The organism is Variovorax boronicumulans (assembly GCF_029892485.1).
Taxonomy (GTDB): Bacteria; Pseudomonadota; Gammaproteobacteria; order Burkholderiales; family Burkholderiaceae_C; genus Variovorax; species Variovorax boronicumulans_B.
In genome coordinates, this window is sequence record NZ_JARXVG010000008.1 from 260,056 (window position 1) to 286,286 (window position 26,231).

A 26,231-nucleotide genomic window follows, 5' to 3' on the forward strand; every position below is an offset into this window, starting at 1 on the left:
TACTCCGCCACAGTGGTGCGGACACGCGAAAATACGACGACGTTTCCGCCAGGAAAAATGAAAGCATGACCCGTCGCCCCTGACGCGACCACCCAACACGCATGGCTCTAACTCTAGCCCCCGAAGATACGCGCGGACGCATTCACGATCTCGTGTGGTGCGGCTTCTATCCCGATGCAGATGTCGAGTGGATGGTCACCGACGAGTACCTCGACCCCGACGAGCTCACGGCCGAGGACCGCGCCTGGGTCAAGGCCGAAGTCGCGCGCATCTGCGCCGAGAAGCACGCGGCCGAGGCCGACTGGCCCGCCCAGACCGAGTACGACCGGCTTGAGGCCGTGTTCGCCCAGTTGCGCAGCGAGAAGGTCATTGCCCTGCACCGTGCCGGCAACACGCTCTCCGACGGCCATGACGACGTGCGGGAACACTGGCGCGCGGCGGGGCGGCTGGCCTCGGGCATCCGGGGCTGCTGCTTCTATCACTCGCAGGATCTGGACACCGCGGTGCGCACCGGCCGGCTGCACCTTGCGTTCAGCGGCGGGATGATTCCCGAGATCGAACAGCGCGAGGCCAACACCGTGGTGATCGGCCACCGCATCGTCGAGCTGCTGCGCGCGGCCGGTTTCGAGGCGCACTGGAGCGGCAACATCAACGAACGTATCGAGGCCGACCTCGGCCAATGGCGCAAGCGAGGCCCCTCGGTGTGAGCGCCCCGGCCTGGCAGCCGCCGCGCCGCATCGACGCCATCGACTTCTGGCTGCGCTCCCGGCTGCTGGCCAGCGCCCACGCGCTGCGCGAGGCGCTGCGGCCCTCGGCGCGCCGCTGGCACGGCGGCACGCACGCATTGGCCGACGCGCCGGTGCTCGCGCAGTACCGCACCGCGCTCTGGTCCGACGGACGCGCGGACGAATTTCCCCTCGTGGCCGGCAAGGTGCAGAACCTGCGCATGGCGCGCCACGCCTTCGACGCCATCGAGGTGCCCGCCGGCGAGGTGCTGAGCTTCTGGCGCCAGCTGGGCCGGCCGAGCGCCTGGCGCGGCTTCGTGCAGGGCCGTGAACTGCGCGGCGGCTGCGTGGTGCCGACGCTGGCCGGCGGGCTCTGCCAGCTCTCGAATGCACTGGCGACCGTGGCGGCGCGCGCCGGGCTGGAGCTGGTGGAGCGCCATGGGCACACCGCGCGCATCGAACACGCGGCCGGCGCGGCGGACGACGCCGTCGATGCGACGGTGTTCTGGAACTACGTCGATCTCAAGTTGCGCGCCAGGCATGCCTGGCGGCTCGAGGTCGAGCTGACGGACGGCGAACTGGTGCTGCGCATCCGCGCCCGCTCGCCGATCACGATGCCTGCAATGCCGATCGCGCTGCGACAGGCGCGCGAAGAGGGCGTGGGCGGCGCGCTGCCACTGGCGCGCGGCTGCCTCAGCTGCGACCAGACGGCCTGCTTCCGGCATCGGCCGCCGCTTTCTCCTTCTGCTGCCCGGCAAGGGCGCACGGCCGTGCTGCTCGACGCATGGACGCCCGAGTTCGCGCGCTACCTCGGCGCACACCATGCCGATGCCGATCGCATGCAGCCGGTGCCGCTGCGGCTCGCGTTCTGGCGCGCCCGGTCGGCCACGGGTTGGCACCGGGAGGCTGCCGCGGAGGGCTCCGTATCCGTTCAGTCGCCGTGGTGGGCCAGCCTGCGCAGAGCCGTGTGGCAGCGTCTCTGGGCGCGGCACGCGGGGCGCCGGCAGGGCAGCCTGATCGACGGCCAGCGCTGGCTGGCGCTCGCCTTTGCCGCGCGCCTGAAGCCCGAGCACACGCAACTCGTGATCGACCAGGCGCTGCTGCCGCATCTGCAGCGGATCGGCGCGCTCGACGGCCGCCGCGTCACGGTGCTGGCCAGCGCGTTGCCGATGGCGGAGATCGAGCGCAGGCTCGATGCCGCCGCAAGACGCTGGCCCGACGATGCCACGTTGCGCGACTTTCGCGCCGACCCCGCGCTCGTGCAGGCCGAGGCTGCGGCACTGGCGCGGGCGGCGACGGTGGTCACACCCCATGCCGACATCGCGGCGCATCTGGCCGCGCTGGTGCCGCAGGCGACATCCTTGCAACTCGACTGGGTGCAGCCCGCCGCTCGCGCTGTCGCTGCTTCGGGCGATGCGCCGCCGCTCATCGTCTTCGCCGCAAGTGCGCTCGCCCGAAAAGGCGCGCGCGAGCTCGCGGCGGCGCTGCAAGGCTGGCCCTGCCGATTGCGCGTGCTCGGCTCGCCATCGGACGATGCCCAACTCTGGCGCGGCATCGGCAGCGTCGAGTACATGCACTGGCGCGGCGACGGGTTGGCCGGTGCCTGCGTGGTCGTGCTTCCCGCGCACGTCGAACACGCACCGCGCGCGCTCCTGCGCGCCCTGGCGGCCGGGGTACCGGTGGTGGCATCGGGCGCCTGCGGCCTGGCTCGATCGCCGGGCCTGCGCGAAGTGGCCGCGGGCAACGTGGAGGGTCTGCGCGAGGCACTGAGGAACGCCTGCGGCGCGGACGGCAACAAGAACATCGAAAGCGTTTCATGACCATCGACCTTCAGACGCTCAAGTGCGGCGAATGCGGCAGCAGCGTGCTCAAGCGCACCGGCCTCAACGAATACACCTGCGACCACTGCGGCTCGGTCACGCTGGTGGAGGACAACGTCTCCGACCGGCTCGAACGTGTGCTGAACCAGGTCAAGAACGAAGCGGGCCGGCAGCTCGCGGTCGAAGAGGCGCTGCGGCAGAAGCTGATGCTGCGCAAGGTCGGCATCGGCGTGGCCGTCGTGCTGGGCGTGGTGCTCGTGGGCCGCGTCATCGGCCTGTTCATCGATGCGGGACGGCCCACCGAGGCGCGGCCCGTGGTTGCCGCGGCGATCGACCGCAGCATTCCGGTGGACGGCCTGAAGCTCGGCGAGCCGCGGCAGGTGCTCGTGGGCAGCGGCAGTTCGGCGCAGCCCAAGCTCCTGGTGATGGCGCGCAACGAAACCGGCAAGCCGCTGTCGCGCGCGGGCATACGGGCCACGTACTTCGACGGCGAGAGCAAGGTGGACGAGCGCACCGAGACGCTACCGATCTTCGTGCTCGAGCCGGGCGAGAGCGCGCCCGCGCTGATCGACATGCCGAACGGAAAGAACGTGACGCGACAAGAGTTGCAGGTGCAGAAGCTGTCCGGGCCCTACAACGCCGTGCAGGGGCCGCGCCTGGCGTTCACGCGCGTGCGGCTGGTGCAGCAGGGCGACCGGGTGCGGCTGGTGGGCCGCATCGACAACGCACGCAAGGACGCGGCCACGCTCGGCGGCATCGATGTGCTGGCCACGCTCTACGACGACGCCGGGCAGGTGATCGGATTCGGCCATGGCTATGCGCAGGCGAGCGAACTCAAGCCGGGCGCGCAGACCTCGGTGGATGTGAGCGTGGCCCGCTTCGGCAGGGCGGCGGCAATCGCGGCCTGGGACTACCGCATCGGCTACAACACCATCGATGCCTCGGGCTCGCGCACACCGGTGCTCAATGCCGACCGGGTGATCCGCACTGCGGCCGGGCCGGAGAGCTTCAACCCCGACCTGCACCTGGGCACCGACGACCTGCTGGCCGAGGACAGCGAGCGCTTCGATCCTAAGGATCTCGAACTGTTGCCGCTGGTCGATGGGCGCAACAACATCCAGCAGAGGCTCTTCCTGGGCGAGCTGGTGAACCGCAGCACCGATGCGATCGTGCTTGCGCCCGGCGGCGTGATCTCGCGCTTCAGCGGCAGCAAGGCGCATGGTACGACGAACATCACGGGGTTGGCGTACCTCTACCCGGGCGAGCGTTTTCCGATCTTCCTGGAGCCCGAGGACATGGAGCGCTTCACCTCGACCCGCATCGAATGGAAGCCGATGCGACGCGCCGCATTGCCGGGGCCGCGCAAGCCGCTCGAGGTGAAGGTGACGGGCACCAAGGCCGAGCTGGGCAGCGTGCTGCTCAACTTCAGCCAGCGCTTCACCTACAAGAGCGTGGAGGTCACAGGCAGCGTGAAGAACCCTGGCAACGCCATCATCGGCAAGGTGCGGCTGTGGGTGAGCCTGCGCGACCGCAACGGGCAGCTCACCGGCTTCAAGCTGGTGGAGAACCTGCCGGCCATCGCGCCGGGCGAGAGCGTGCCGTTCCAGGTCGACATCACCCAGAACGGCCGCGACTTCGCGAGCGTGACGACGCTATACCAAACCGAATAGACCCTGCCGCCACGGCGGCGGGCGGTTCGCGCCATGATGGCGTCCATGATTCCGTTCTCGATCCTCGACCTGTCCCCGATCACCGAAGGCAGCGATGCCGCGCAGTCGTTCCGCAACTCGCTCTCGCTGGCGCAGCACGGCGAGAAGCTCGGCTACACGCGCTACTGGCTGGCCGAGCACCACGGCATGCCGGGCATCGCGAGCGCGGCGACGGCAGTGCTGCTGTCGTACATCGGGGCGGGCACCTCGTCGATCCGCATCGGCGCCGGCGGCGTGATGCTGCCGAACCATTCGCCGCTGGTGATTGCCGAGCAGTTCGGCACGCTGGCCTCGCTGTATCCGGGGCGCATCGACCTGGGGCTCGGACGGGCGCCGGGTTCTGACCAGCGCACGGCGCGTGCGCTGCGCCGCAACCTCGAATCGGATGCCGACCAGTTCCCGCAGGACGTGGTCGAGCTGATGGATTTCATGTCGAAGACGCCGCAGCAGCCGGTGCGCGCCGTGCCCGGCGAGGGGCTGGAGGTGCCGGTGTGGATCCTCGGCTCCAGCACCTTCGGCGCGCAGCTGGCGGCGCACCTGGGCCTTCCCTATGCGTTTGCCTCGCACTTCGCGCCGCAGCAGATCATGCAGGCCATCCAGATCTACCGCGAGACCTTCAAGCCATCGGCGCAGCTGAAGAAGCCGTACGTGATGCTGGGCTTCAACGTGTTCGCGGCCGATACCGATGAAGAGGCCGAATTTCGCGCCACCTCGTGGCAGCAGGCCTTCGTGAACCTGCGCAGCGGCCGGCCCGGCCGCCTGCCGCCGCCGGTGGAGAACTACCGCCAGAAGGTCGGGCCGGCGGAGAACGCGCTGCTCGACTCGGTGCTGTCGTGCTCGGCGGTCGGCTCGGTCGAGACGGTGCGCCAGGGCGTCGAGGCCTTCGTCGCGCGCACCGGGGCGGACGAGCTGATGATCACCTCGCAGGTCTTCGACCACGCGGCGCGGCTGCGGTCCTACGAGTTGCTGGCCGGCATCCGCTAGGGCGCCACATCGGGGCATTTCCCCCACGCCGGAAGCCGCTACCCCGGGGCTGGGACAATGGCGGGCTTATGGCAAAGCAACGGATCGTGGTCGGACTGAGCGGCGGGGTGGACTCCGCCGTGACCGCGCACCTGCTCAAGCAGCAGGGGCACGAGGTGGTCGGCATCTTCATGAAGAACTGGGAAGACGATGACGACAGCGAATACTGCTCGTCGAACATCGACTTCATCGACGCCGCCAGCGTGGCCGACGTGCTGGGCATCGAGATCGAGCACGTCAACTTCGCGGCCGACTACAAGGACCGCGTGTTCGCCGAGTTCCTGCGCGAATACAAGGCCGGCCGAACCCCCAACCCCGATGTGCTGTGCAATGCCGAGATCAAGTTCAAGGCTTTTCTTGACCATGCGATGCGCCTGGGCGCCGAGAAGATCGCCACGGGCCATTACGCGCGGGTGCGGTTGAACGAAGTTACTGGCAAGCACGAGCTGCTCAAGGGGCTAGACCCCTCCAAGGACCAGAGCTACTTCCTGCACCGCCTGAACCAGGCGCAGCTGTCGAAGACGCTGTTCCCGGTCGGCGAACTGCACAAGACCGAGGTGCGCCGCATCGCCGAGGAAATCGGGCTGCCCAACGCGAAGAAGAAAGACTCGACCGGCATCTGCTTCATCGGCGAGCGGCCGTTCCGCGACTTTCTCAACCGCTACATCTCCAAGGAGCCGGGTCCGATCAAAGACGACCGCGGCCGCAAGCTCGGCGAGCATCAGGGCCTGAGCTTCTACACGCTGGGCCAGCGGCAGGGGCTGGGCATCGGCGGCGTCAAGGACAAGGGCGCGCAGCGCGGATCGGGCGACCATTCGCCCTGGTTCGTGGCGCGCAAGGACGTCGAGAAGAACACGCTCTGGGTGGTGCAGGGGCACGACCATCCCTGGCTGCTGTCGTCCGAATTGAAGGCGGACGATGCGAGCTGGGTGTCGGGCGAGGCGCCCGCGGCGGGCAGCTACGGCTCGAAGGCGCGCTACCGGCAGGCCGACGCGGGCTGCGAACTTTCCGACGGTGCCAATGGCGCGTTCAGCCTTCGCTTCGGACAGCCGCAGTGGGCGGTGACGCCCGGGCAGTCGGCCGTGCTTTACGACGGCGAACGCTGCCTCGGGGGCGGCGTCATCGTTTGACCGGCGGGGTCTTCACCGATTCGTCGACATGGATCAGGTCGAGCGGATGGCGCTGGCCGGCCAGGTAGTCGTCGACGCACTGCAGCAGCAACGGGCTGCGATGCCGCACCACGCTGGCGCGGATCTCGTCGGGCGTCATCCACAGCGTGCGCACGATGCCTTCGTCGAGCGCCCGGCCTTCCTCCCTGGCGCCGAGCACGCCGGTAAAGGCAAAGCGCATGTAGGTCACGTCTTCTCCCCGCTCGGCTTGCGGGCGGGAACGCGCCATGTAGATGCCGATGAGCGCGGTCGGCGTGAAGTGATGGGCGGTTTCTTCGAGCGTCTCGCGGATGCAGCCTTCGGCCGGTGATTCCCCGGGGTCCAGATGGCCCGCGGGCGTGTTGAGCATGAGGCCGTCGGGGGTGTGCTCCTCGACCAGCAGCAAGCGGCCGTCCTGCTCGATCACCGCGGCCACGGTGACATTGGGCTTCCAGCGTTTTGCCATGGCCGGCTAGCGCAGCACGTAGCCGCTGAAGCGCCAGGTGCGGTCGCGGTCAAGGTGAAAGCTCACGAGTTCGCGCAGCGTGCCATCGGGCTTGTTGGCGAAGCGGGTCTCGTATTCGATGCTGACGTACTGGCCGGCGGTGTCCGCATCGGCGTCGGCCACGACCTGGCGGTTGACCGACACCCAGGTGCGCTGCTGCGGCGCGCCGAGTGATGCGCGGCTCTTGGCGACCTGGCCTGTGAAGTCGGCGCGGGTCACGCGCTTGCGGGTGGCCGGCGTGGCGCCGTCCCAGAGTTCGTCTGCCTTGCCTTGGTCGATCATCTGGATCGCCTGCATGCCGCCGCGCACCATGTCGCCGGGCTCGACGATGTCCTGTGCGGCCGCCAGGCCGGTGAAGCTGCTCCAGAGCAGCACGGCGGCGAGCAGCAGCCGGGTCATGCGGTTCATCGTCTCATTCCTTGTTTCGGGGATCGAACGCCGTTGGAGACTGTAGCTCCGCGGAGATTCCCGGCCCCGACCGGGTTGGCGCAATGGGCGCGCCCGTACGCCCGTGCGCCCATGCGCGCCGAGCGCTATCGAGATGCGGCTGCGGGCAGGGTGTTCGCTTCGATCGTTTCGAGCCGGTAGCCCAGGCCGTAGATGGCCAGCAGCAGGAAACCGTTCGCGGGGCGAAGGTCGAGCTTGGTTCGCAGGCGCGACACATGGGTGTCGAGCGAGCGCGAGAGCGCCTCGACGCCCAGCCCCCACACCGCCTCGTGCAGGTGCTCGCGCGAGAGCAGCCGTCCGAGGTTCTGGAACAGGAACAGCGCCAGTTCGTACTCGCGGTTTTTCAACTCGACCGGCTTGCCCCGTACCTTCAGGAGGCGCGAAGGCGGATAGAAGTGGTAAGGGCCGAAGACCAGTTCGGCTTCGTGTTTTGCGGGATAGGAGCGGCGCAGCAGCGCGGTGACGCGGGCCTCGAGTTCGCCCGCCCGGATGGGCTTGGCCATGAAGTCGTCGGCACCGCTGTTGAGGCCCTCGACCATGTCGGCTTCGTCGCACCTGTCGGTCACGAAAAGAATGGGCAAGCGGCTCTTGAGGTCGTGCCGGATGGCCTTCACCACGTCGAGCCCCTTGATGTCCGGCAGGCTCCAATCGAGGATCAGCAGGTCGAAGGTTTGCCTGCGCAGGGACTGCAGCAGTGTTTTTCCTTCGGTGTACAGGTGGGACTCGTGTCCGAGTCCCGCCATGGTGTGGTTGATCAGCTTGAGCTGTTCGGGCCCGTTGTCCAGTACGGCAATTCGCATTCCATCCCCTTTCCTCCCTTTCGCCGGCCTCAGAGAGCAGACGATTGCCCGGAAGTGTATCTATCTGCGTCTAAGGTAAAAAATAGAGTTTGCAACTATTGCACGCAAGTTGCGCTTTTCCAAACGTTTGCTAAGCAAAATTGGCGACAGTTGTATACAAATGGTCATTGGAAAAAACCATCGTTTACGTATGCACGCAGATCCTTGGCTTCTTGATCAGGGTCAAGAAGGTGATCCGGTCTTTCCGGCGAGACTGCCGGCTCCGACCGGCAAATACCCCAAGCCGCTATAAATTAGATAGCTGCACCGATAGCACGCATGGGGCTTGGCAAGCAAATTCGCTTCGACATTCTTGCGACACGAGCATTTGTAATCTTGCTGTAAGCTCTGCCCGCATTCCGTGCTGCCCCTTCCCCCTGAGGAGATCTCTATGCTGATAGGCGTGCCTGCCGAAACCGCGGCTGGCGAAACCCGAGTGGCCGTCACACCTGAAACGGTGAAGAAACTGGTCGCTTCCGGGCATATCGTTCGTATTCAGTCGGGAGCCGGCGTCGCAGCCAGCGTCACCGATGCGGCTTACCAGACCGCCGGCGCGGAAATCACGGACCAGGCGGGCGCGTTCTCCGCCGACATGGTGCTCAAGGTGCGCACGCCCAGTGACGCCGAAGCTGGACTGATGAAGGCCGGCGCCGTCGTCATCGGCATGCTCAATCCCTTCGATGCCACCGGCCTGCAGCGACTGGCGTCGGCCGGCGTCACGGGCTTCGCCCTCGAAGCCGCGCCGCGCACCACCCGCGCCCAGAGCATGGACGTGCTCTCCTCTCAAGCCAACATTGCCGGCTACAAGGCCGTGATGATCGCGGCCGACCGCTACCAGCGCTTCTTCCCGATGCTCATGACGGCAGCCGGCACCGTGAAGGCCGCACGCGTCGTCATCCTGGGCGTCGGCGTGGCGGGCCTGCAGGCGATCGCCACGGCCAAGCGCCTGGGCGCCGTCATCGAAGCCTCCGACGTTCGCCCGAGCGTCAAGGAGCAGATCGAATCGCTGGGCGGCAAGTTCATCGAGGTCTCCTACGACACCGATGAAGAAAAGGAAGCCGCTGTCGGTGTCGGCGGCTACGCCAAGCCGATGCCCGCGAGCTGGCTCGCGCGCCAGCAGGTCGAGGTCGCCAAGCGCGTGGCGCTGGCCGACATCGTCATCAGCACCGCACTCATCCCCGGCCGCGCCGCGCCGACGCTCATCACCGAGGACATGGTCAAGTCCATGAAGCCCGGCTCGGTGATCGTGGACATCGCCGCCGGCAAGGGCGCCGATGGCGTGGGCGGCAACTGTCCGCTGTCGGAAGCCGACAAGACGGTGGTCAAGCACGGCGTGACCATCGTCGGCGAGACCAACCTCGCGGCGCTCGTGGCGGCCGACGCGTCGGCGCTCTATGCGCGCAACGTGCTCGACTTCCTCAAGCTCATCGTCACGAAGGAAGGTGCGCTCAAGATCGACCTCGAAGACGACATCGTCGCCGCCTGCCGCGTCACCCAAGACGGCCAGGTCACGAAGAAATAAGCGAACACGCGAGGAGAAGAGCCCATGGATCCCGTTTCCCACACAGTCATCAACCTGATCATCTTCGTGCTGGCCATCTATGTCGGCTACCACGTGGTCTGGACCGTGACCCCCGCGCTGCACACGCCGCTGATGGCGGTGACCAATGCCATCTCGGCCATCGTGATCGTGGGCGCCATGCTCGCGGCCGCGCTCACCACCACGCCGCTGGGCAAGACCATGGGCGTGCTCGCGGTGGCCCTGGCCGCGGTGAACGTCTTCGGCGGCTTCCTGGTCACGCGGCGGATGCTGGAGATGTTCAAGAAGAAAGAAAAGAAAGCAGCCGCACCCAAGGCTGAAGAGGGAGCTTCCAAGTGAGCATGAACCTCGTCACGCTGCTGTACCTGGTTGCCAGCGTCTGCTTCATCCAGGCCCTGAAGGGCCTCTCGCATCCCACCACCTCGATCCGCGGCAACATCTTCGGCATGACCGGCATGGCGATCGCCGTGCTGACGACCGTTGCGCTGATCCACGGACAGGCGCGCTCGCTCAACGTCGACTTCGGCACCGGCCTCGCATGGGTGCTGGCGGCCGTGGTGGTCGGCGGCGGCCTGGGGGCCTTCATGGCCAACAAGGTCGAGATGACCAAGATGCCCGAGCTGGTCGCCTTCATGCACAGCATGATCGGCCTGGCCGCGGTCTTCATCGGCGTGGCCGCCGTGGCCGAGCCCTGGGCCTTCGGCATCACCGCCGCGCCCGTGGCCGCGCTCATCGGCGCGCAGACGCCGGACGGCGCCGTCATCCTCGACGGCTTCGTGCGCTACGCCATTCCCGCGGGCAACCGGCTCGAACTGTTCCTGGGTGCGGCCATCGGCGCCATCACCTTCAGCGGCTCGGTCATCGCCTTCGGCAAGCTCTCGGGCAAGTACAAGTTCCGCCTGTTCCAGGGCGCGCCGGTGCAGTTCTCGGGCCAGCACATGCTGAACCTCGTGCTGGGCCTCCTGACCGTGGCACTGGGCCTGGTGTTCGTGTTCACCGAAAGCTGGCCCGCGTTCTTCGCGATGCTGGCGCTGGCCTTCGTGATGGGCGTGCTCATCATCATCCCGATCGGCGGCGCCGACATGCCGGTGGTGGTGTCGATGCTCAACAGCTACTCGGGCTGGGCGGCCGCGGGCATCGGCTTCAGCCTGAACAACGCGATGCTGATCGTGGCCGGTTCGCTGGTGGGCTCGTCGGGCGCGATCCTGAGCTACATCATGTGCAAGGCGATGAACCGCTCGTTCTTCAACGTGATCCTGGGCGGCTTCGGCGGCGAAGCGGCCACCACCGGCGGCGCGGCCAAGGAGCAGCGCCCGGTGAAGACCGGCAGCGCCGACGACGCGGCCTTCGTGCTCGGCAATGCCGAGACCGTGGTGATCGTGCCGGGCTACGGCCTGGCCGTGGCGCGTGCCCAGCATGCGGTGAAGGAGCTTGCCGCCAAGCTCACCGAGAAGGGCATCACCGTCAAGTACGCGATCCATCCGGTGGCGGGCCGCATGCCCGGCCACATGAACGTGCTGCTGGCCGAGGCCGAGGTGCCCTACGACCAGGTGTTCGAGATGGAAGACATCAACGGCGAGTTCGGCCAAGCCGACGTGGCGATCATCCTGGGCGCCAACGACGTGGTGAACCCGGCCGCGCACACCAAGGGCAGCCCCATCTACGGCATGCCGATCCTGGAGGCCTACAAGGCCAAGACCGTCATCGTGAACAAGCGCTCCATGGCCGCGGGCTATGCGGGCCTGGACAACGAACTCTTCTACATGGACAAGACCATGATGGTCTTTGGGGATGCGAAGAAAGTAGTGGAAGATATGGGCAAGGCCATCGAATAGGCCGGCGATCCGGGCCCGCACCAATGCGGGCCAGATCATCGCGGCGCCATTCGAGCGCCGTTTTCGTTTTCAGTTACCCGCAAGTTTTTCAGACCTGGAGGAGACACATCCATGACCGACCGCCCCTGGCTCAGCAGCTATCCGCAAGGCGTGCCTGCCGACATCGACGCCTCGCACTATTCCTCGCTGGTCGGGCTCATGGAAGAGAGCTTCACCAAGTACGCCGACCGCACCGCCTACAGCTTCATGGGCAAGGACATCAGCTACGCCGAGACCGACAAGCAGAGCAAGGCCTTCGCCGCGTACCTGCAGGGCCTGGGCCTGGTCAAGGGCGACCGCGTGGCCGCGATGATGCCCAACTGCCCGCAGTATCCGATCGCTGTGGCGGCCATCCTTCGCGCGGGCCTGATCCTGGTCAACGTGAACCCGCTCTACACGCCGCGCGAGCTCGAGCACCAGCTCAAGGACTCGGGCGCCAAGGCGATCGTCATCATGGAGAACTTCGGCACCACGCTGCAGCAGTGCATCGCGGCCACGCCGATCAAGCACATCGTGCTCACGTCGATGGGCGACCGCCTCGGTTTCCTCAAGGGCGCGCTGGTCAACTACGTGGTGCGCAACGTCAAGAAGATGGTTCCGCACTTCAACCTGCCGGGCGCGGTGCGCTTCAACGAGGCGCTGGAGAAGGGCGCGGGCCGCACGCTACAGGCTCCTGCCATCGGCCCCGACGACGTGGCCGTGCTGCAGTACACCGGCGGCACCACCGGCGTCTCCAAGGGTGCGGTGCTGCTGCATCGCAACGTGATCGCCAACGTGCTGCAGTCGGAGGCCTGGAACGAGCCCGTGATGGCGCAGGTGCCGGCCAACGAACAGCCCACCAGCGTGTGCGCGCTGCCGCTGTATCACATCTTCGCGTTCACGGTCGGCATGATGCTGAACATGCGCACGGGCGGCAAGCTGATCCTGATCCCGAATCCGCGCGACCTCGCGGGCGTGCTGAAGGAGCTCTCGAAGCACACGATCCACAGCTTCCCGGCGGTCAACACGCTCTTCAACGGCCTGGCGAACCATCCCGACTTCAACACCGTCAACTGGAAGAACCTCAAGGTCTCGGTGGGCGGCGGCATGGCGGTGCAGGCCGCGGTCGCGAAGCTCTGGCTCGAGAAAACGGGTTGCCCGATCTGCGAGGGCTACGGCCTTTCCGAGACCTCGCCCTCGACCACCTGCAACCCGACCAACAGCAAGGCCTACACCGGCACCATCGGCCTGCCGCTGCCGGGCACGTGGCTCAAGCTCCTGGACGACGACGGCAACGAAGTGCCGATGGGCCAGCCGGGCGAGATCGCCATCAAGGGTCCGCAGGTGATGGCCGGTTACTGGCAGCGCCCTGATGAAACCGCCAAGGTCATGACGCCCGACGGTTACTTCAAGAGTGGCGACATCGGCGTGGTCGACGAGCGCGGCTACTTCAAGGTGGTCGACCGCAAGAAGGACATGATCCTGGTGTCGGGCTTCAACGTGTACCCGAACGAGATCGAAGACGTCGTTGCACAGATTCCGGGCGTGCTCGAATGCGCGGCGGTGGGCGTGGTCGACGACAAGACCGGCGAGGCCGTCAAGCTCGTGATCGTCAAGAAAGACGAGTCGCTCACCGAGGCGCAGGTGCGCGACTACTGCAGAGCAAACCTTACGGGTTACAAGCAGCCGCGAATCGTGGAGTTTCGTACGGACCTCCCGAAAACACCCGTCGGAAAAATCCTCCGCCGCGAATTGCGCGACGCCAAGAAGTAAGGGTTCGGCCCGGGTAGGGCCACGGCATCGATCTTGCATATTCGCGGGTCGATGTTCAGATTCATATTGACCCGCGTGAGCCTGCTGGTGCCGACCTTCATCGGCATGACGCTGCTGGCCTTCTTCCTCATCCGGCTGGTGCCGGGCGATCCCATTGAAACCATGGCCGGCGAACGCGGGATCGATCCCGCGCGCCATGCCGAGCTGCGCACCGCCTACGGCTTCGACAAGCCGATCCTCGTGCAGTACGGCATCTACATCGGCCGCGTGCTGCATGGCGACTTGGGCAAATCGATCATCACGCAGGACACGGTGATGAGCGAGTTCCTCGCGCTCTTCCCGGCCACCGTCGAGCTCGGCGTTTGCGCCATTCTTTTCGCGCTGCTGCTGGGCCTGCCCGCAGGCATCCTCGCGGCCGTGCGGCGCAATTCCATCTTCGACCACGGCGTGATGGCCACCTCGCTCACCGGCTATTCGATGCCGATCTTCTGGTGGGGCTTGCTGCTGATCCTGTTCTTTTCGGTGCAGCTCGGATGGACGCCCGTTTCCGGGCGCATCGCGGTGCAGTATTTCATCGAGCCTGAAACCGGGTTCCTGCTGATCGACTCCCTGCGCGCCGGCGACACAGATGCCTTCTGGTCGGCGCTGCACCACCTGATTCTTCCGGCCATCGTCCTGGGTACCGTGCCGCTCGCGGTGATCGCGCGCATGACGCGCTCGGCCATGCTCGAAGTGCTCGGCGAGGACTACATCCGCACCGCGCGCGCCAAGGGCCTCTCGCGTTTTCGCGTGGTGGGCCTGCATGCGCTGCGCAATGCGCTGATCCCGGTCGTCACGGTCATCGGGCTGCAGGTGGGCGTGCTCTTCACCGGCGCGATCCTCACCGAGACGATTTTTTCCTGGCCCGGTGTCGGCAAGTGGCTCATCGAGGCCATCGGCCGGCGTGACTATCCGGTGCTGCAGGGCGGCATGCTGCTGCTGGGCGGCATCGTGATGCTGGTCAATCTTCTTGTGGACGTGGCCTACGGCGTCATCAATCCCCGCATCCGACGCTGATGAACACGACTTCGACCCCCACCATTCCGACGACCGGCGCCAGCACCGCGCCGCCCGGCCCCTGGCGCGAGTTCTGGACCGCCTTCTCGGCGAACCGTGGCGCGGTCATCGGGCTCGTCACCATCGTCGTGCTGCTGCTCGTGGCGCTGTTCGCGCCGTGGATCGCACCGCATGCGCCCAACGAGACCAACAGCGCCGTCTTCCTGCAGCCGCCTGCATGGCAGCAGGGCGGAACGTGGAGCTACGTGCTGGGCACCGACGCCATCGGCCGCGACATCCTTTCGCGCCTCATGTACGGCGCGCGGCTCTCGCTGTCGATCGGCGTCGCCGTGGTGGCGCTGTCGGTGGTGGCGGGCGTGGTGCTCGGGCTCATCGCAGGCTTCTTCCGAGGCGTGCTCGAGATCGCGATCATGCGGCTCATGGACATCGTGCTCACGCTGCCGAGCCTCCTGCTCGCCATCGTGATCGTCGCCATCCTAGGCCCGGGGCTCGTCAACGCAATGCTTGCGGTGGCCATCGTGGTGCTGCCGCATTACGTGCGCATCACGCGCGCGGCCGTCATTGCCGAGGTCTCGCGCGACTACGTGACCGCCGCCCGCGTGAGCGGCGCCGGCACGCTGCGCCTGATGTTCCGCGAGGTGCTGCCCAACTGCGCCGCGCCGCTGATCGTGCAGGCCTCGCTCGGCATTTCCACCGCCATCCTCGATGCGGCGGCGCTCGGCTTCCTCGGCCTCGGTGCGCAGCCGCCATCGCCCGAGTGGGGAACCATGCTGGCCGACGCGCGCGAGTTCGTGCTGCGCGCGTGGTGGGTCGTGACCTTCCCGGGTCTCGCGATCCTCGCGGCGGTGCTGGCTTTCAATCTGCTGGGCGACGGTCTGCGCGATGCGCTGGACCCGAAGCTCAAGCGCTGAATCAACGCAAAGGAGAGAAACGATGCCTTTGCTGGACATCAAGGATCTGCACGTCGAATTTCCTACACAGGGCGGCGTGCTGCATGCCGTCGATGGCGTGAGCCTCACGCTCGAAGAAGGCGAGGTGCTCGGCATCGTCGGCGAATCGGGCTCGGGCAAGAGCGTCACGATGATGGCGCTCATGGGCCTGGTCGGTTTTCCGGGCCGCGTGCGCGCGGAGCACATGCGCTTTGCAGGCAAGGACCTGCTCGGCATTTCCGACAAGGCGCGCCGCTCGCTGGTCGGCAAGGAGGTCGCGATGATCTTCCAGGAGCCGACCACCAGCCTCAACCCCTGCTTCACCATCGGTTTCCAGCTGATGGAAGTGCTGCGCCTGCACCTGAACCTGGACAAGCGCACCGCGAAGAAGCGTGCGACCGAGCTGCTGGAGCAGGTCGGCATTCCCGCCGCGTCGTCGCGCCTCGGCAGCTATCCGCACCAGCTCTCGGGCGGCATGAACCAGCGCGTGATGATCGCGATGGCCATCGCCTGCAACCCGCGCCTCCTGATCGCCGACGAGCCGACCACCGCGCTCGACGTGACCATCCAGGCGCAGATCCTCGACCTGCTGCGCGACCTGCAGAAGGAGCGCGGCATGGCGCTGGTGCTGATCACGCACAACATGGGCGTGGTGAGCGAAATGGCGCAGCGCATCGCCGTGATGTATGCGGGCCAGGTGATGGAGCACCAGCGCGTCGACCGGCTCTTCGCATCGCCGCAGCACCCCTACACCGAGGCCCTGCTCGCGGCGCTGCCCGAGCGCGCCGCGCCCGAAGGGCGGCTGGCCACCATCAGCGGCGTGGTGCCCGGCGTGCACGACCGGCCCTCGGGCTGCCTGTTCGCGCCGCGCTGCGGGTACGTCACCACGCGCGCCTGCAATGTGCGTCCCGCGTTGCGCGAGTTCCAGGGCGCGGAGGTGCGCTGCCACTACCCGCTCGGCGAGCCGGGCCGCGCCGTGGCGATCGAGCAGGATCGGCCGCGGCAGTTGCCCGTGGCGGAGGCGCTGCCATGAACAACGACAAAGGCGCGCCCGGCGACATCGTGGTCGAGGCCGCCAATCTGCAGCGCACCTACGACGTGCGGCGCGGGCTGTTCCGCGCGCCGGCCAAACTGCGCGCGGTGGGCGACATCTCGTTCCGCCTCGAGCGCGGCCGCACGCTGGCGGTGGTCGGCGAATCGGGCTGCGGCAAGTCCACGCTCGCGCGCATGGTCGCGCTGATCGAGAAGCCGACGGCGGGGCAGCTCACGCTCGTGGGCGCCGATGCGGTGAACCCTCCGGCCGAGCGCAAACGCGAGCTGCGCCAGGCCGTGCAGCTGGTGTTCCAGAATCCCTACGGCTCGCTCAATCCGCGCAAGAAGATCTCGGCCGTGCTCGAAGATCCGCTGGCGATCAACACCACGATGGGCAAGACCGAGCGTGCCGCCAAGGCGCGCGAAATGCTTGCCCGCGTCGGCCTGCGCCCCGAGTACGCGAACCGCTATCCGCACATGTTCTCGGGCGGCCAGCGCCAGCGCATCGCGATCGCGCGTGCGCTCATGCTGTCGCCGCGCCTGCTGGTGGCCGACGAGCCGGTATCGGCGCTCGACGTGTCGATCCAGGCACAGGTGCTGAACCTGCTGGCGGACCTGCAGGCCGAGCTGGGCCTTGCGTACCTTTTCATCTCGCACGACCTGGGCGTGGTGCGCCACATCGCGCACGACGTGCTCGTGATGTACCTCGGCCATGCGGTGGAGCAGGGCCCCAAGGGGCGCATCTTCGCGCGTCCGCTGCATCCGTATACGCAGGCGCTGCTGGCCTCGACACCGGGCCTCAGTAGCCAGCGCATCGTGTTGAAGGGCGAGCTGCCGTCGCCGTTGAACCCGCCCACGGGCTGCGTCTTCAACACGCGCTGCCAGCATGTGCAGCCACGCTGCCGCGAAGAACGGCCCCCGCTGCGCGCGCTCGACGAGCGGCTGGTGGCCTGCCACTACGCAGAGAAGTTTCTCGATGGCGCGCCACCCGTGCGTGCCGATGTTCCCGTGCTCGCCGTTCCGATGGCGACGAATCCCTGAGAGGCTGAAAGGCAATCCGACATGACCGCTCATCCCTCGCAAATGGCCCCACTCCACGTTGCAAATGCTCGCCATAGCCCGAGCTATGGCTGCGCTTTGCGCCTTGATTGGGGCCCTTTGCGGGAACTGCTCGGTCACGCCGAATTGCCTCTCAGCCTCTGAGCAAGTCTCGTTTTTTCTCAACCGTGTCTGAAGGAGTCCCCATGAAGACCCAACCCTCCGTTTCGCGCCGCTCACGAATGCTGGCGCTCCTGGCACCGACAGCGTTTGCGGCCCTTACCCTGGCTGCGGGTGCCGTGTCGGCCAAGACGCTGGTGTATTGCTCCGAAGGAAGCCCGGAGAATTTCTATCCGGGCATGAACACCACTGGCACGTCGTTCGACGTGACCACGCAGGTCTACAACACCATCGTCGAATTCGAGCGCGGCGGTACCAAGGTCACACCGGGCCTGGCTGAAAAATGGGACATCTCGGCCGACGGCACGGTCTACACCTTCCACCTGCGCAAGGGTGTGAAGTGGCACACCACGAGCAAGAGCTTCAAGCCCACGCGCGACTTCAACGCGGATGACTTCATCTTCATGCTCGAGCGGCAGTGGAAGGAGAGCGACCCCTTCTTCAAGGTCACGAGCCAGAACCACTCGTACTTCAACGACATGGGCATGCCCAAGCTCCTGAAGTCGGTGGACCGCATCGACGACTTCACCGTGAAGATCACGCTCAACCAGGCCGAGGCACCTTTCCTCGCCAACCTGGCGATGCAGTACGCGGGCATCCAGTCGAAGGAATACGCCATCGCCATGCTGAAGGCCGGTACGCCCGAGAAGGTCGACCAGGACCCGATCGGCACCGGCCCGTTCTACCTCGTGCAGTACCAGAAGGACGCGATCATCCGCTTCAAGGCCTTCCCGCAGTACTGGGGCGGCAAGGCGAAGATCGACGACTTGGTGTTCGCGATCACGCCCGATGCCTCGGTGCGTTGGGCCAAGCTGCAGAAGGGCGAATGCCACGTGATGCCGTACCCGAACCCGGCCGACCTGGATGCGATCCGCAAGGACCCGAACGTGCAGGTGCTGGAGCAGCCCGGCCTGAACGTGGGCTACCTCTCGTACAACACGACGAAGAAGCCCTTCGACGACGTGCGCGTGCGCAAGGCCATCAACATGGCAATCAACAAGAAGGCGATCATCGACGGCGTGTACCTCTCGACGGGCGTTGCGGCGAAGAACCCGATCCCGCCGACCATGTGGTCCTACAACGATGCGGTGAAAGACGATCCGTACGACCCCGAAGCCGCAAAGAAGCTCCTGGCGCAGGCCGGTTTCCCCGACGGTTTCTCGACCGACCTGTGGGCCATGCCGGTACAGCGTCCGTACAACCCGAACGCCAAGCGCATCGCCGAGCTGATGCAGGCGGACCTCGCCAAGATCAACGTCAAGGCCGAGATCAAGAGCTTCGAGTGGGGCGAGTACCGCAAGCGCCTGCAGGCCGGCGAGCACCAGATGGGCATGCTGGGCTGGACCGGCGACAACGGCGACCCGGACAACTTCATGTACACGCTGCTGGGCTGCGCCTCGGCCAAGTCGGCAAGCGGCAGCAACATCTCGAAGTTCTGCTACCAGCCGTATGAAGACATCGTGGTGAAGGCCAAGAGCACGGTGAAGCAGGCCGACCGCGATGCGCTCTACAAGAAGGCGCAAGTCATCTTCAAGGAGCAGGCGCCGTGGTTCACCATCGCGCACGCTGTGCAGCTCAAGCCGGTGCGCAAGGAAGTGATCGACTTCAAGCTGAGCCCCTTCGGCCGCCACACCTTCTACGGCGTGGACATCAAGTAAGCGGTGGCTGCGCCCATCGCCATCGTCGCGGCGATGCACGAGGAGCTGAAGGCGCTCCTCGCGCAGATGCCCGACGAGCAGCGCGTGCGCGTCGCCGGGCGCGACTTCTGGGTCGGCCATCTGCAGGGCCAGCCCGTGGTCGCGGTGCTGTCGCGCATCGGCAAGGTCGCGGCGGCGGTGACGGCCACGGTGCTGCTCGAGCGCTTCGGCGTGCGGGCCATCGTGTTCAGCGGTGTCGCGGGCGGGCTCGCACCGGGCGTGGATGTCGGCGATGTGGTCGTGGCGACCGAACTGCTTCAACACGACATGGATGCCTCGCCGCTTTTTCCGAAATACGAAGTGCCCTTGATGGGCATTTCGCGTTTCGCGGCTGACGCTGCGATCAGCGATTCGCTGGCGGCTGTGGCCGAAGAGGCGCTGCGCGATCCGGTGGCGCTGGTGGGGCAGGGCGCCGTCGATGAATTCGGCCTTCGTTCGCCAAAGGTGCATCGCGGCTTGCTGATCAGCGGCGACCGCTTTGTGTCGGCCGCTGCCGAAAGCGAAGTGCTGCGCCGCAACTTGCCCGATGCGCTCGCGGTGGAAATGGAAGGCGCCGCGGTGGCGCAGGTGTGTCACGACTACGGCGTGCCCTTCGCGGCGATGCGGACCATTTCGGACCGCGCCGATGACGCAGCCCATGGCGACTTCGCGCGCTTTGTCGCCGAGGTCGCGAGCCGCTACAGCCTCGCGCTGATCGGCGCGTGGCTCTCGCGGCAGCCGGCTACTTGAGCCAGCCGCGCCGGCGGAAGTACCACATCGGCACCAGCGCGCTCGCCGCCATCAGCACGATGGCATACGGATAGCCCATGGCCCAGTCGAGCTCGGGCATGAACTTGAAGTTCATGCCGTAGATGCTCGCGATCAGCGTGGGCGGCAAGAGCGCCACGCTCGCCACCGAGAAGATCTTGATGGTCTTGTTCTGGTTGATGTTGATGAAACCGACGGTCGCATCCATCAGGAAGTTGATCTTGTCGAAGAGGAACGCCGTGTGGTTGTCCAGCGACTCGATGTCGCGCAGGATCTGCCGCGCTTCCTCGAACTGCTCGGCGTTGAGCATCTTGCTGCGCATCATGAAGCTGACCGCGCGGCGCGTGTCCATCACGTTGCGGCGGATGCGGCCGTTCAAGTCTTCCTGCCGCGCGATGGCGCCGAGCACTTCGCCGGCCAGCTCGTCGCTGACGTTGCCTTCGAGCACCTTCTTGCCGGCCACCTCGAGCTCATCGTAGATGTTCTCCAGCGTGTCGGCCGAGTATTCGGCGTCGGCGTCGAAGAGCTTCAGAAGCACCTCTTTCGCGTCCTCGATGAGCCCCGGCGCGCGGCGCGCGCGCATGCGCAGGAGGCGGAACACGGGCACGTCTTCATCGTGGATCGAGAACAGCACGCCGCGGCTGCGCAGCTCGGTGTTGTGCTGGTTGAGGATGAAGGCGACGCGCACCGAGCGCGGATCCTCGTCGTCGTCGATCAGGAAGTCGGAGCGGATGTGCAGTTCGCCGTTGTCTTCCTCGTAGAAGCGGGCGGATTCCTCGATGTCCTCGTCCATCGCATCTTCGGGAATCGAGAGGCCGTAGTACTGCTTGATCCAGCGCTTTTCCTCGAGCGTGGGCGATTCGAGGTCGACCCAGATCGGCTGGAACTTGGAGAGCTCTTCGAGCGACTCGATCTCTTCCTGGACGAGGCGGCCGTTGGCGAGCGTAAAGATGTTGAGCATGGGCTCACTCCCGGGGATGACTGAAACGTTGGGCGGGGGAGGGGCGCTTTCAATTCCCAGGCCCGGCGCGGGGCGTCAGAAGGGAGTTGAAAGCTGCCGAGACGGGGCGGTTTCCATTGAGGAGTCTCCGGTTGCAGCGAGGCGCGATTATGTCACCGGCCACATGGCCGCAAGGCGCCCGGGCTGGACGTTCATACAGTACAGTCGTGCGCCATGCAGACCGCTGCGCCCCCCGTCATTTCCTCTGCGCCGAAGACCCAGGCCGAACGCCTGGCCGCGGCGCTGGCCACGCTCAACGACGACCAGCGCGCGGCGGTCGAGCACGGCGTCGGCGCTGCGGTGGCGAACGATCGCCGCCCGCTGCTGGTGATCGCAGGTGCCGGCTCCGGCAAGACCAGCACGCTGGCGCACCGCGTGGCGCACCTGATCGCGGACGGGGTCGATCCGCAGCGGCTGCTGCTGCTGACCTTCTCGCGCCGCGCCGCGCAGGAAATGGAGCGCCGCGCGGGCCAGGTGCTGGCCAAGGTGCTCGGCCTGAAATCGGAGCGGCCGCCCGCGTTGCCATGGGCCGGCACCTTTCACGGCATCGGGGCACGCTTGCTGCGCGAATACGCGGCGCAGATCGGCCTCGACGAGAACTTCACCATCCACGACCGCGGCGATGCCGAAGACCTGATGGGGCTGGTGCGCCACGAACTGGGGCTGTCGTCGACGGTGAACCGCTTCCCGCGCAAGGGCACGTGCCTGTCGATCTACTCCCGCTGCGTGAACACGCGCGCCCCGGTGGCCGAGGTGCTGAAGGAGGCCTTTCCGTGGTGCGGCGAATGGGAGGCCCGACTCAAGACGCTGTTCGGCGCCTACGTCGAGGCCAAGCAGCAGCAGAACGTGCTCGACTACGACGACCTGCTGCTCTACTGGGCCGGGATGGTCGCCGAGCCCGCGCTGGCCGAGGCTGTGGGCGGGTGCTTCGACCATGTGCTGGTCGACGAGTACCAGGACACCAACCTGCTGCAGGCCTCGATCCTTCTCGCGATGAAGCCCGACGGGCGCGGCGTCACGGTGGTGGGGGACGACGCGCAATCGATCTACTCGTTCCGCGGCGCGACGGTGCGCAACATCCTCGACTTTCCGGCCCAGTTCAGCCAGGAGGCGCGGGTCGTCACGCTGGAGCGCAACTACCGCTCGACGCAGCCCATCCTCGATGTGTCGAACCGGGTCATCGCGCAGGCGGCCGAGCGGCATGCCAAGACGCTCTGGACCGACAAGCCCTCCGCCGGCAAGCCTCAACTGGTGCTGGTGCCCGACGAAGCAGGGCAGGCGCGCTGGGTGGCCGACAAGGTGCTGGCGCACCGCGAGGGCGGCCTGGCGCTCAAGTCGCAGGCGGTGCTGTTTCGCACCTCCTCGCACAGCGCGGCGCTCGAACTGGAACTGGCGCGCCGCAACATCCCGTTCGTGAAGTTCGGCGGGCTCAAGTTTCTGGAGGCCTCGCATGTGAAGGACCTGCTTGCGGTGCTGCGCTTCGCGCAGAACCCGCGCGGGCGCATGGCCGGGTTTCGCGTCACGCAACTCATCCCCGGCATCGGACCCGTCACCGGCACGCGGTTGCTCGATGCAATGGACCAGGCGGCGGACCCGGCCGTGGCCGTGCGCGACTTCGTGCCGCCGCCCGCAGCCCGCGAACAGTGGGCAGGCTTTGCCGAAACCTACGCCGCCTTGCGCGCACCGTCGCTGACATGGCCGGCCGATGTGGAGCTGGCGATGGACTGGTACCTGCCGCACCTGGAGCGCCTGTACGACGACACCTCCGGCGTGCGGCGCCAGGACGTGGAGCAACTGGTGCGCCTCGCCGCGGGCTACGGCTCGCGCGAGCGCTTCCTGACCGAGCTCACGCTCGATCCGCCCGAAGCCACGAGCGACCGCCCCGGTCCGCCGCTGCTCGACGAGGACTACCTGATCCTCTCCACCATCCATTCGGCCAAGGGGCAGGAGTGGAACTCGGTGCATGTGCTCAACGTGGTGGATGGCTGCCTGCCGGCCGACGTGGCGCAGGGCGCGCACGAACTTGAGGAAGAACGGCGCCTGCTCTATGTGGCGATGACGCGGGCCCGCGACCACCTGCATTTGCTGGTGCCGCAGCGCTTCTATGTCACGCAGCAGGCGGTGCGGGGCGATCGGCATCTCTATGCCAACCGCACGCGCTTCATCACCGAATCGGATCTTGCGGGCTTCGAGCAGCAGACCTGGCCGCCACCGCCGGTGCGTCCGCCCGCGGTGCCGCCGCCCACCGCGGTGATCGACCTGCGCAACCGCATGCGCGCGGCCTGGCGCTGAACGGCTGGCCCTTCGGCTGGCAGGGTCACCAGGGCAGCCGTGTGCTAACACTTGCTAGCAAAGAGCCGCAACGTTGGGCGGGCATGTGTGGGCAGCTATGGAATCAATAGCGGATTGAAGCAGCCTGCGGGCCCCCTTGCCACCCGGAGAAGCCGGGTATTGCAATACCGTGACAGCTTGGGCATAGTGAATCGAACGCCCCTTTTTCTCTTCCTTCCTCCCCTCTCCCTCGAAAACCACACCTGTTTCGCCGGCCACGCTTCATTCCGGAGCGGGGCCATTTCCCCAACCGTCAATTCTCAGGAGGTCATTCATGAATTTGACGATCAGCGGTCATCACCTCGACGTCACCCCTGCCTTGCGCACCTACGTCACGAGCAAGCTGGACCGGATCACACGGCATTTCGACCAGGTGGTCGATGTGAAGGTGATCCTCACGGTGGAAAAGCAGAAGGAAAAGGAACGCCGCCAAAGGGCGGAGTGCAACATTCACGTCAAGGGCAATGACATGTTCGCGGAGTCGAGCCACGCTGATCTCTACGCTGCGGTCGATGAGCTGGTCGACAAGCTCGACCGCCAGGTGGTGCGCCACAAGGACCGCCTGCAGGACCACCATCACGTGGCGCCCAAGCGCGTGATGTGAGCACAGGGCGAGGCCCCCTCGGGCTCGCACCACAGGCCGCCTCCGGGCGGCCTTTTGTTTTTCCGACCGTTGTCAGGGGGCTTTGGCGGGGTTCGCCAAGGGCGGCGAGGCCTCAGGGCAACACATGTAACCAGAAAGTAGATAAGGGGACTGGGGGTTTTTACCAAGCGGGTGCATAATCGCGCCCGCTCTGCCACCACCATGAATCGCCTCGCGTCCATCCTGCCGCCCGCCCAAGTGCTTGTGAGCGTTGACGCTACCAGCAAGAAACGTGCTTTCGAAGAAGCTGGCCTTCTGTTCGAAAGCCTTCATGGCCTGGGACGCGCCCTGATCACCGACAGCCTGTTTGCGCGCGAGCGCCTCGGCTCCACCGGCCTCGGCCACGGCGTTGCGATTCCGCATGGCCGCATCAAGGGCCTCAAGGCGCCGATGGCCGCGGTGTTCCAGCTGGCGAACCCGATCGGTTTCGATGCCCCGGACGAGCAGCCCGTCGGCCTCCTGATCTTCCTGCTGGTCCCCGAAGCGGCCACGCAGAAGCACCTCGAAATCCTCTCGGAAATCGCCGAACTGCTGAGCGACGCCGGCCTGCGCGAGCAGATCAAGTCCAGCACCGACGCCGCCGCCCTGCACGGCCTGATCGCCGGCTGGCAGTCCACGCAAGTCGCCTGAGCGCATGCGTCGGCGCGCGTGGCTGCTGATAAGCTGCGCGGCACCCCTGTCACTCATCACTCCAATGACGGCGCCGAGCGCCGTCTCCTGAACGCATGAAGCCGACCGTCATCAGCGCCGATGCCATGTTCGAGGAGTTCCGCGGGTCGCTCCGCTGGGAATGGCTCGCAGGGCTCGGCGCTTCAGAGCGCCAGTTCGACCCCGAAGTCATCAGCCGCGCCCAGTCGGCCGCCGACCTGGTCGGCTACCTCAACTACATCCACCCGTACCGCGTGCAGATCCTGGGCGCCCGCGAGGTCGCCTACCTCACGCGCGGCAGCCCCGAAGACTGCGCACGGCGCATCGCCCGCATCGTGACGCTGGAGCCGCCGATGCTGGTGCTGGCCGACGGCCAGGCCGCGCCCGACGAGCTGCTGTCGATCTGCGAGCGCGCCCAGCTGCCGCTCTTTGCCACGCGCGAGTCGTCGGCCTTCGTGATCGACCTGCTGCGCGCCTACCTGTCCAAGCACTTCGCCGAGCGCACCTCGATGCACGGCGTGTTCATGGACATCCTGGGCATGGGCGTGATGATCACGGGCGAGTCGGGGCTCGGGAAAAGCGAGCTCGGCCTCGAACTGATCTCGCGCGGCAACGGCCTGGTGGCCGACGACGCGGTCGATCTGTACCGCATCAACCAGAACACCATCGAAGGGCGCTGCCCCGACCTGCTGCTCAACCTGCTGGAAGTGCGCGGCATTGGCCTCCTGGACATCCGCGCGATCTTCGGCGAGACGGCGGTGCGCCGGAAGATGCGCCTGAAGCTCATCGTGCACCTGGTGCGGCGCGACAGCTTCGAGCGCGACTACGAGCGCATGCCCTCGGCGCCGCTCACGCAGGACGTGCTGGGCATTCCGGTGCGCAAGGTCATCATCCAGGTGGTGGCGGGGCGAAACATCGCCGTGCTGGTCGAGGCGGCCGTGCGCAATTCGATCCTGCAGCTGCGCGGCATCGACACCTATGCCGATTTCGTGGCGCGCCACCACAAGGCGATGGAAAACGGCCGCGACAGCGACTGAGGCCGGCTTTTCGGCTGCTCAGCGCTTCTTTACACAGTCGCCGCAGAGGCCGTAGAGCGACATGGCGTGGTCCTGCAGGATCCAGCCCTTGTCCTTGGAGATCATCTGCTGGCGGCGCTCGATCTCGGCGTCGTAGAACTCCTCGACCTTGCCGCAGGAGGTGCAGATCAGGTGGTCGTGGTGCGTGCCTTCGTTGAGCTCGTAGACCGCCTTGCCGCTCTCGAAGTGGCTGCGCTCCAGGATGCCGGCCTGCTCGAACTGCGTCAGCACGCGGTACACCGTGGCCAATCCGATGTCGGAGTGTTCGTTGAGCAGGACGCGAAACACGTCTTCGGCCGTCATGTGCCGCTGGCTGCCGGTCTGGAAGATTTCCAGGATCTTCAGGCGTGGCAAGGTGGCCTTGAGGCCGGTGTTCTTGAGTTCGTCGATATTGGCCATGATGGTTCCTGCACCCTGTGCGCGGTCAGGTCCTGAAAAGGTCAGCCGCTACAATGACCGATCATATCGCTAC

24 protein-coding genes are annotated in these 26,231 nt (G+C 66.5%); 19 read left to right on the plus strand and 5 right to left on the minus strand.

The window, feature by feature from the left end; all coding sequences use genetic code 11:
* Positions 1–101: 101 nt before the first annotated feature.
* The 5 genes from M2282_RS20145 to mnmA all read left to right on the plus strand — a co-directional run bounded on the left by M2282_RS20145 (position 102) and on the right by mnmA (position 6,407).
* Complete coding sequence (locus M2282_RS20145) at positions 102–707, plus strand: DUF6891 domain-containing protein (protein WP_280810538.1); 606 nt, start codon at positions 102–104, stop codon at positions 705–707.
* Positions 704–2,545 (plus strand): VanW family protein, encoded by a 1,842-nt coding sequence (locus M2282_RS20150; protein WP_280810539.1) that lies wholly within the window; start codon positions 704–706, stop codon positions 2,543–2,545. The genes M2282_RS20145 and M2282_RS20150 overlap by 4 nt, the downstream gene beginning before the upstream one ends.
* Positions 2,542–4,215, plus strand: a complete 1,674-nt coding sequence (locus tag M2282_RS20155; RefSeq protein ID WP_280810540.1) for an FxLYD domain-containing protein — start codon at positions 2,542–2,544, stop codon at positions 4,213–4,215. Before M2282_RS20150 ends, M2282_RS20155 begins: the two co-directional genes overlap by 4 nt.
* Before the next feature lie 45 nt (positions 4,216–4,260).
* A complete protein-coding gene (locus M2282_RS20160) occupies positions 4,261–5,238 on the plus strand; it encodes an LLM class flavin-dependent oxidoreductase (RefSeq protein ID WP_280810541.1) in 978 nt (325 codons plus the stop codon).
* Between the two features lie 68 nt (positions 5,239–5,306).
* On the plus strand, positions 5,307–6,407 hold the full coding sequence (gene mnmA / locus M2282_RS20165) for a tRNA 2-thiouridine(34) synthase MnmA (protein WP_280810542.1): 1,101 nt from the start codon (positions 5,307–5,309) through the stop codon (positions 6,405–6,407).
* Here the strand turns inward: mnmA and M2282_RS20170 are convergent.
* The 3 genes from M2282_RS20170 to M2282_RS20180 all read right to left on the minus strand — a co-directional run bounded on the left by M2282_RS20170 (position 6,397) and on the right by M2282_RS20180 (position 8,177).
* A complete protein-coding gene (locus M2282_RS20170; RefSeq protein ID WP_280810543.1) occupies positions 6,397–6,891 on the minus strand; it encodes an NUDIX hydrolase in 495 nt (164 codons plus the stop codon). The two genes, mnmA and M2282_RS20170, sit on opposite strands and share 11 nt — an antisense overlap.
* A gap of 6 nt (positions 6,892–6,897) precedes the next feature.
* Positions 6,898–7,338: a DUF4019 domain-containing protein gene (locus M2282_RS20175; RefSeq protein ID WP_280810544.1), complete on the minus strand. Its 441-nt coding sequence runs from the start codon at positions 7,336–7,338 to the stop codon at positions 6,898–6,900.
* A gap of 125 nt (positions 7,339–7,463) precedes the next feature.
* Positions 7,464–8,177: a response regulator transcription factor gene (locus M2282_RS20180; RefSeq protein ID WP_280810545.1), complete on the minus strand. Its 714-nt coding sequence runs from the start codon at positions 8,175–8,177 to the stop codon at positions 7,464–7,466.
* A 430-nt stretch (positions 8,178–8,607) separates the two neighbouring features.
* Here M2282_RS20180 and M2282_RS20185 point away from each other — a divergent pair, with 430 nt between their 5' ends.
* The 10 genes from M2282_RS20185 to M2282_RS20230 all read left to right on the plus strand — a co-directional run bounded on the left by M2282_RS20185 (position 8,608) and on the right by M2282_RS20230 (position 20,043).
* Positions 8,608–9,738 (plus strand): Re/Si-specific NAD(P)(+) transhydrogenase subunit alpha, encoded by a 1,131-nt coding sequence (locus M2282_RS20185; protein ID WP_280810546.1) that lies wholly within the window; start codon positions 8,608–8,610, stop codon positions 9,736–9,738.
* Positions 9,739–9,762: 24 nt separating this feature from the next.
* Positions 9,763–10,095: an NAD(P) transhydrogenase subunit alpha gene (locus tag M2282_RS20190; RefSeq protein WP_198787101.1), complete on the plus strand. Its 333-nt coding sequence runs from the start codon at positions 9,763–9,765 to the stop codon at positions 10,093–10,095.
* On the plus strand, positions 10,092–11,591 hold the full coding sequence (locus tag M2282_RS20195) for an NAD(P)(+) transhydrogenase (Re/Si-specific) subunit beta (RefSeq protein WP_280810547.1): 1,500 nt from the start codon (positions 10,092–10,094) through the stop codon (positions 11,589–11,591). The genes M2282_RS20190 and M2282_RS20195 overlap by 4 nt, the downstream gene beginning before the upstream one ends.
* Positions 11,592–11,702: 111 nt before the next feature.
* The gene (locus tag M2282_RS20200) at positions 11,703–13,382 is read left to right on the plus strand and encodes a long-chain-fatty-acid--CoA ligase (protein WP_280810548.1); all 1,680 of its coding nucleotides are present in this window, start codon (positions 11,703–11,705) and stop codon (positions 13,380–13,382) included.
* 51 nt (positions 13,383–13,433) lie between these two features.
* Positions 13,434–14,438, plus strand: a complete 1,005-nt coding sequence (locus M2282_RS20205; protein WP_280810549.1) for an ABC transporter permease subunit — start codon at positions 13,434–13,436, stop codon at positions 14,436–14,438.
* Positions 14,438–15,349 carry an ABC transporter permease subunit gene (locus M2282_RS20210; protein WP_280810550.1) on the plus strand — a complete coding sequence of 304 codons (912 nt, stop codon included), beginning with the start codon at positions 14,438–14,440 and terminating at the stop codon, positions 15,347–15,349. Before M2282_RS20205 ends, M2282_RS20210 begins: the two co-directional genes overlap by 1 nt.
* A 22-nt stretch (positions 15,350–15,371) precedes the next feature.
* Complete coding sequence (locus tag M2282_RS20215) at positions 15,372–16,400, plus strand: ABC transporter ATP-binding protein (RefSeq protein ID WP_280810551.1); 1,029 nt, start codon at positions 15,372–15,374, stop codon at positions 16,398–16,400.
* Complete coding sequence (locus M2282_RS20220) at positions 16,397–17,440, plus strand: dipeptide ABC transporter ATP-binding protein (RefSeq protein ID WP_280810552.1); 1,044 nt, start codon at positions 16,397–16,399, stop codon at positions 17,438–17,440. The genes M2282_RS20215 and M2282_RS20220 overlap by 4 nt, the downstream gene beginning before the upstream one ends.
* 203 nt (positions 17,441–17,643) lie before the next feature.
* A complete protein-coding gene (locus tag M2282_RS20225) occupies positions 17,644–19,275 on the plus strand; it encodes an ABC transporter substrate-binding protein (protein ID WP_280810553.1) in 1,632 nt (543 codons plus the stop codon).
* Between the two features lie 3 nt (positions 19,276–19,278).
* Entirely contained in the window at positions 19,279–20,043 is a 765-nt protein-coding gene (locus M2282_RS20230) for a 5'-methylthioadenosine/adenosylhomocysteine nucleosidase (RefSeq protein ID WP_280810554.1), read from the plus strand.
* On the opposite strand, the gene corA is transcribed toward M2282_RS20230, so the two are convergent.
* Entirely contained in the window at positions 20,036–21,022 is a 987-nt protein-coding gene (gene corA, locus M2282_RS20235; RefSeq protein WP_280810555.1) for a magnesium/cobalt transporter CorA, read from the minus strand. The two genes, M2282_RS20230 and corA, sit on opposite strands and share 8 nt — an antisense overlap.
* Positions 21,023–21,235: 213 nt before the next feature.
* Here corA and M2282_RS20240 point away from each other — a divergent pair, with 213 nt between their 5' ends.
* The 4 genes from M2282_RS20240 (at position 21,236) to hprK (ending at position 25,720) form a co-directional block, all read left to right on the plus strand.
* The gene (locus M2282_RS20240; protein WP_280810556.1) at positions 21,236–23,353 is read left to right on the plus strand and encodes an ATP-dependent helicase; all 2,118 of its coding nucleotides are present in this window, start codon (positions 21,236–21,238) and stop codon (positions 23,351–23,353) included.
* A gap of 313 nt (positions 23,354–23,666) precedes the next feature.
* Positions 23,667–23,996: a ribosome hibernation-promoting factor, HPF/YfiA family gene (gene hpf, locus M2282_RS20245; RefSeq protein ID WP_013538898.1), complete on the plus strand. Its 330-nt coding sequence runs from the start codon at positions 23,667–23,669 to the stop codon at positions 23,994–23,996.
* Positions 23,997–24,197: 201 nt separating this feature from the next.
* Positions 24,198–24,665 carry a PTS sugar transporter subunit IIA gene (locus tag M2282_RS20250; protein ID WP_126748816.1) on the plus strand — a complete coding sequence of 156 codons (468 nt, stop codon included), beginning with the start codon at positions 24,198–24,200 and terminating at the stop codon, positions 24,663–24,665.
* Between the two features lie 95 nt (positions 24,666–24,760).
* Positions 24,761–25,720 carry an HPr(Ser) kinase/phosphatase gene (hprK, locus tag M2282_RS20255; RefSeq protein WP_042581319.1) on the plus strand — a complete coding sequence of 320 codons (960 nt, stop codon included), beginning with the start codon at positions 24,761–24,763 and terminating at the stop codon, positions 25,718–25,720.
* An 18-nt stretch (positions 25,721–25,738) separates the two neighbouring features.
* On the opposite strand, the gene fur is transcribed toward hprK, so the two are convergent.
* Complete coding sequence (fur, locus tag M2282_RS20260) at positions 25,739–26,158, minus strand: ferric iron uptake transcriptional regulator (RefSeq protein WP_013538901.1); 420 nt, start codon at positions 26,156–26,158, stop codon at positions 25,739–25,741.
* Between the last annotated feature and the right edge of the window lie 73 nt (positions 26,159–26,231).

Bases quoted from the DNA above. Each gene is read 5' to 3' on its own strand.
- M2282_RS20240 (WP_280810556.1), top strand. From the start codon at position 21,236: ATGCAGACCGCTGCGCCCCCCGTCATTTCCTCTGCGCCGAAGACCCAG.
- fur (WP_013538901.1), bottom strand. From the start codon at position 26,158: ATGGCCAATATCGACGAACTCAAGAACACCGGCCTCAAGGCCACCTTG.
- M2282_RS20190 (WP_198787101.1), top strand. From the start codon at position 9,763: ATGGATCCCGTTTCCCACACAGTCATCAACCTGATCATCTTCGTGCTG.
- M2282_RS20220 (WP_280810552.1), top strand. From the start codon at position 16,397: ATGAACAACGACAAAGGCGCGCCCGGCGACATCGTGGTCGAGGCCGCC.
- hprK (WP_042581319.1), top strand. From the start codon at position 24,761: ATGAAGCCGACCGTCATCAGCGCCGATGCCATGTTCGAGGAGTTCCGC.
- M2282_RS20210 (WP_280810550.1), top strand. From the start codon at position 14,438: ATGAACACGACTTCGACCCCCACCATTCCGACGACCGGCGCCAGCACC.
- M2282_RS20145 (WP_280810538.1), top strand. From the start codon at position 102: ATGGCTCTAACTCTAGCCCCCGAAGATACGCGCGGACGCATTCACGAT.
- M2282_RS20250 (WP_126748816.1), top strand. From the start codon at position 24,198: ATGAATCGCCTCGCGTCCATCCTGCCGCCCGCCCAAGTGCTTGTGAGC.
- M2282_RS20225 (WP_280810553.1), top strand. From the start codon at position 17,644: ATGAAGACCCAACCCTCCGTTTCGCGCCGCTCACGAATGCTGGCGCTC.
- M2282_RS20160 (WP_280810541.1), top strand. From the start codon at position 4,261: ATGATTCCGTTCTCGATCCTCGACCTGTCCCCGATCACCGAAGGCAGC.
- M2282_RS20205 (WP_280810549.1), top strand. From the start codon at position 13,434: ATGTTCAGATTCATATTGACCCGCGTGAGCCTGCTGGTGCCGACCTTC.
- M2282_RS20215 (WP_280810551.1), top strand. From the start codon at position 15,372: ATGCCTTTGCTGGACATCAAGGATCTGCACGTCGAATTTCCTACACAG.
- corA (WP_280810555.1), bottom strand. From the start codon at position 21,022: ATGCTCAACATCTTTACGCTCGCCAACGGCCGCCTCGTCCAGGAAGAG.
- hpf (WP_013538898.1), top strand. From the start codon at position 23,667: ATGAATTTGACGATCAGCGGTCATCACCTCGACGTCACCCCTGCCTTG.
- M2282_RS20155 (WP_280810540.1), top strand. From the start codon at position 2,542: ATGACCATCGACCTTCAGACGCTCAAGTGCGGCGAATGCGGCAGCAGC.
- mnmA (WP_280810542.1), top strand. From the start codon at position 5,307: ATGGCAAAGCAACGGATCGTGGTCGGACTGAGCGGCGGGGTGGACTCC.
- M2282_RS20185 (WP_280810546.1), top strand. From the start codon at position 8,608: ATGCTGATAGGCGTGCCTGCCGAAACCGCGGCTGGCGAAACCCGAGTG.
- M2282_RS20180 (WP_280810545.1), bottom strand. From the start codon at position 8,177: ATGCGAATTGCCGTACTGGACAACGGGCCCGAACAGCTCAAGCTGATC.
- M2282_RS20175 (WP_280810544.1), bottom strand. From the start codon at position 7,338: ATGAACCGCATGACCCGGCTGCTGCTCGCCGCCGTGCTGCTCTGGAGC.
- M2282_RS20170 (WP_280810543.1), bottom strand. From the start codon at position 6,891: ATGGCAAAACGCTGGAAGCCCAATGTCACCGTGGCCGCGGTGATCGAG.
- M2282_RS20200 (WP_280810548.1), top strand. From the start codon at position 11,703: ATGACCGACCGCCCCTGGCTCAGCAGCTATCCGCAAGGCGTGCCTGCC.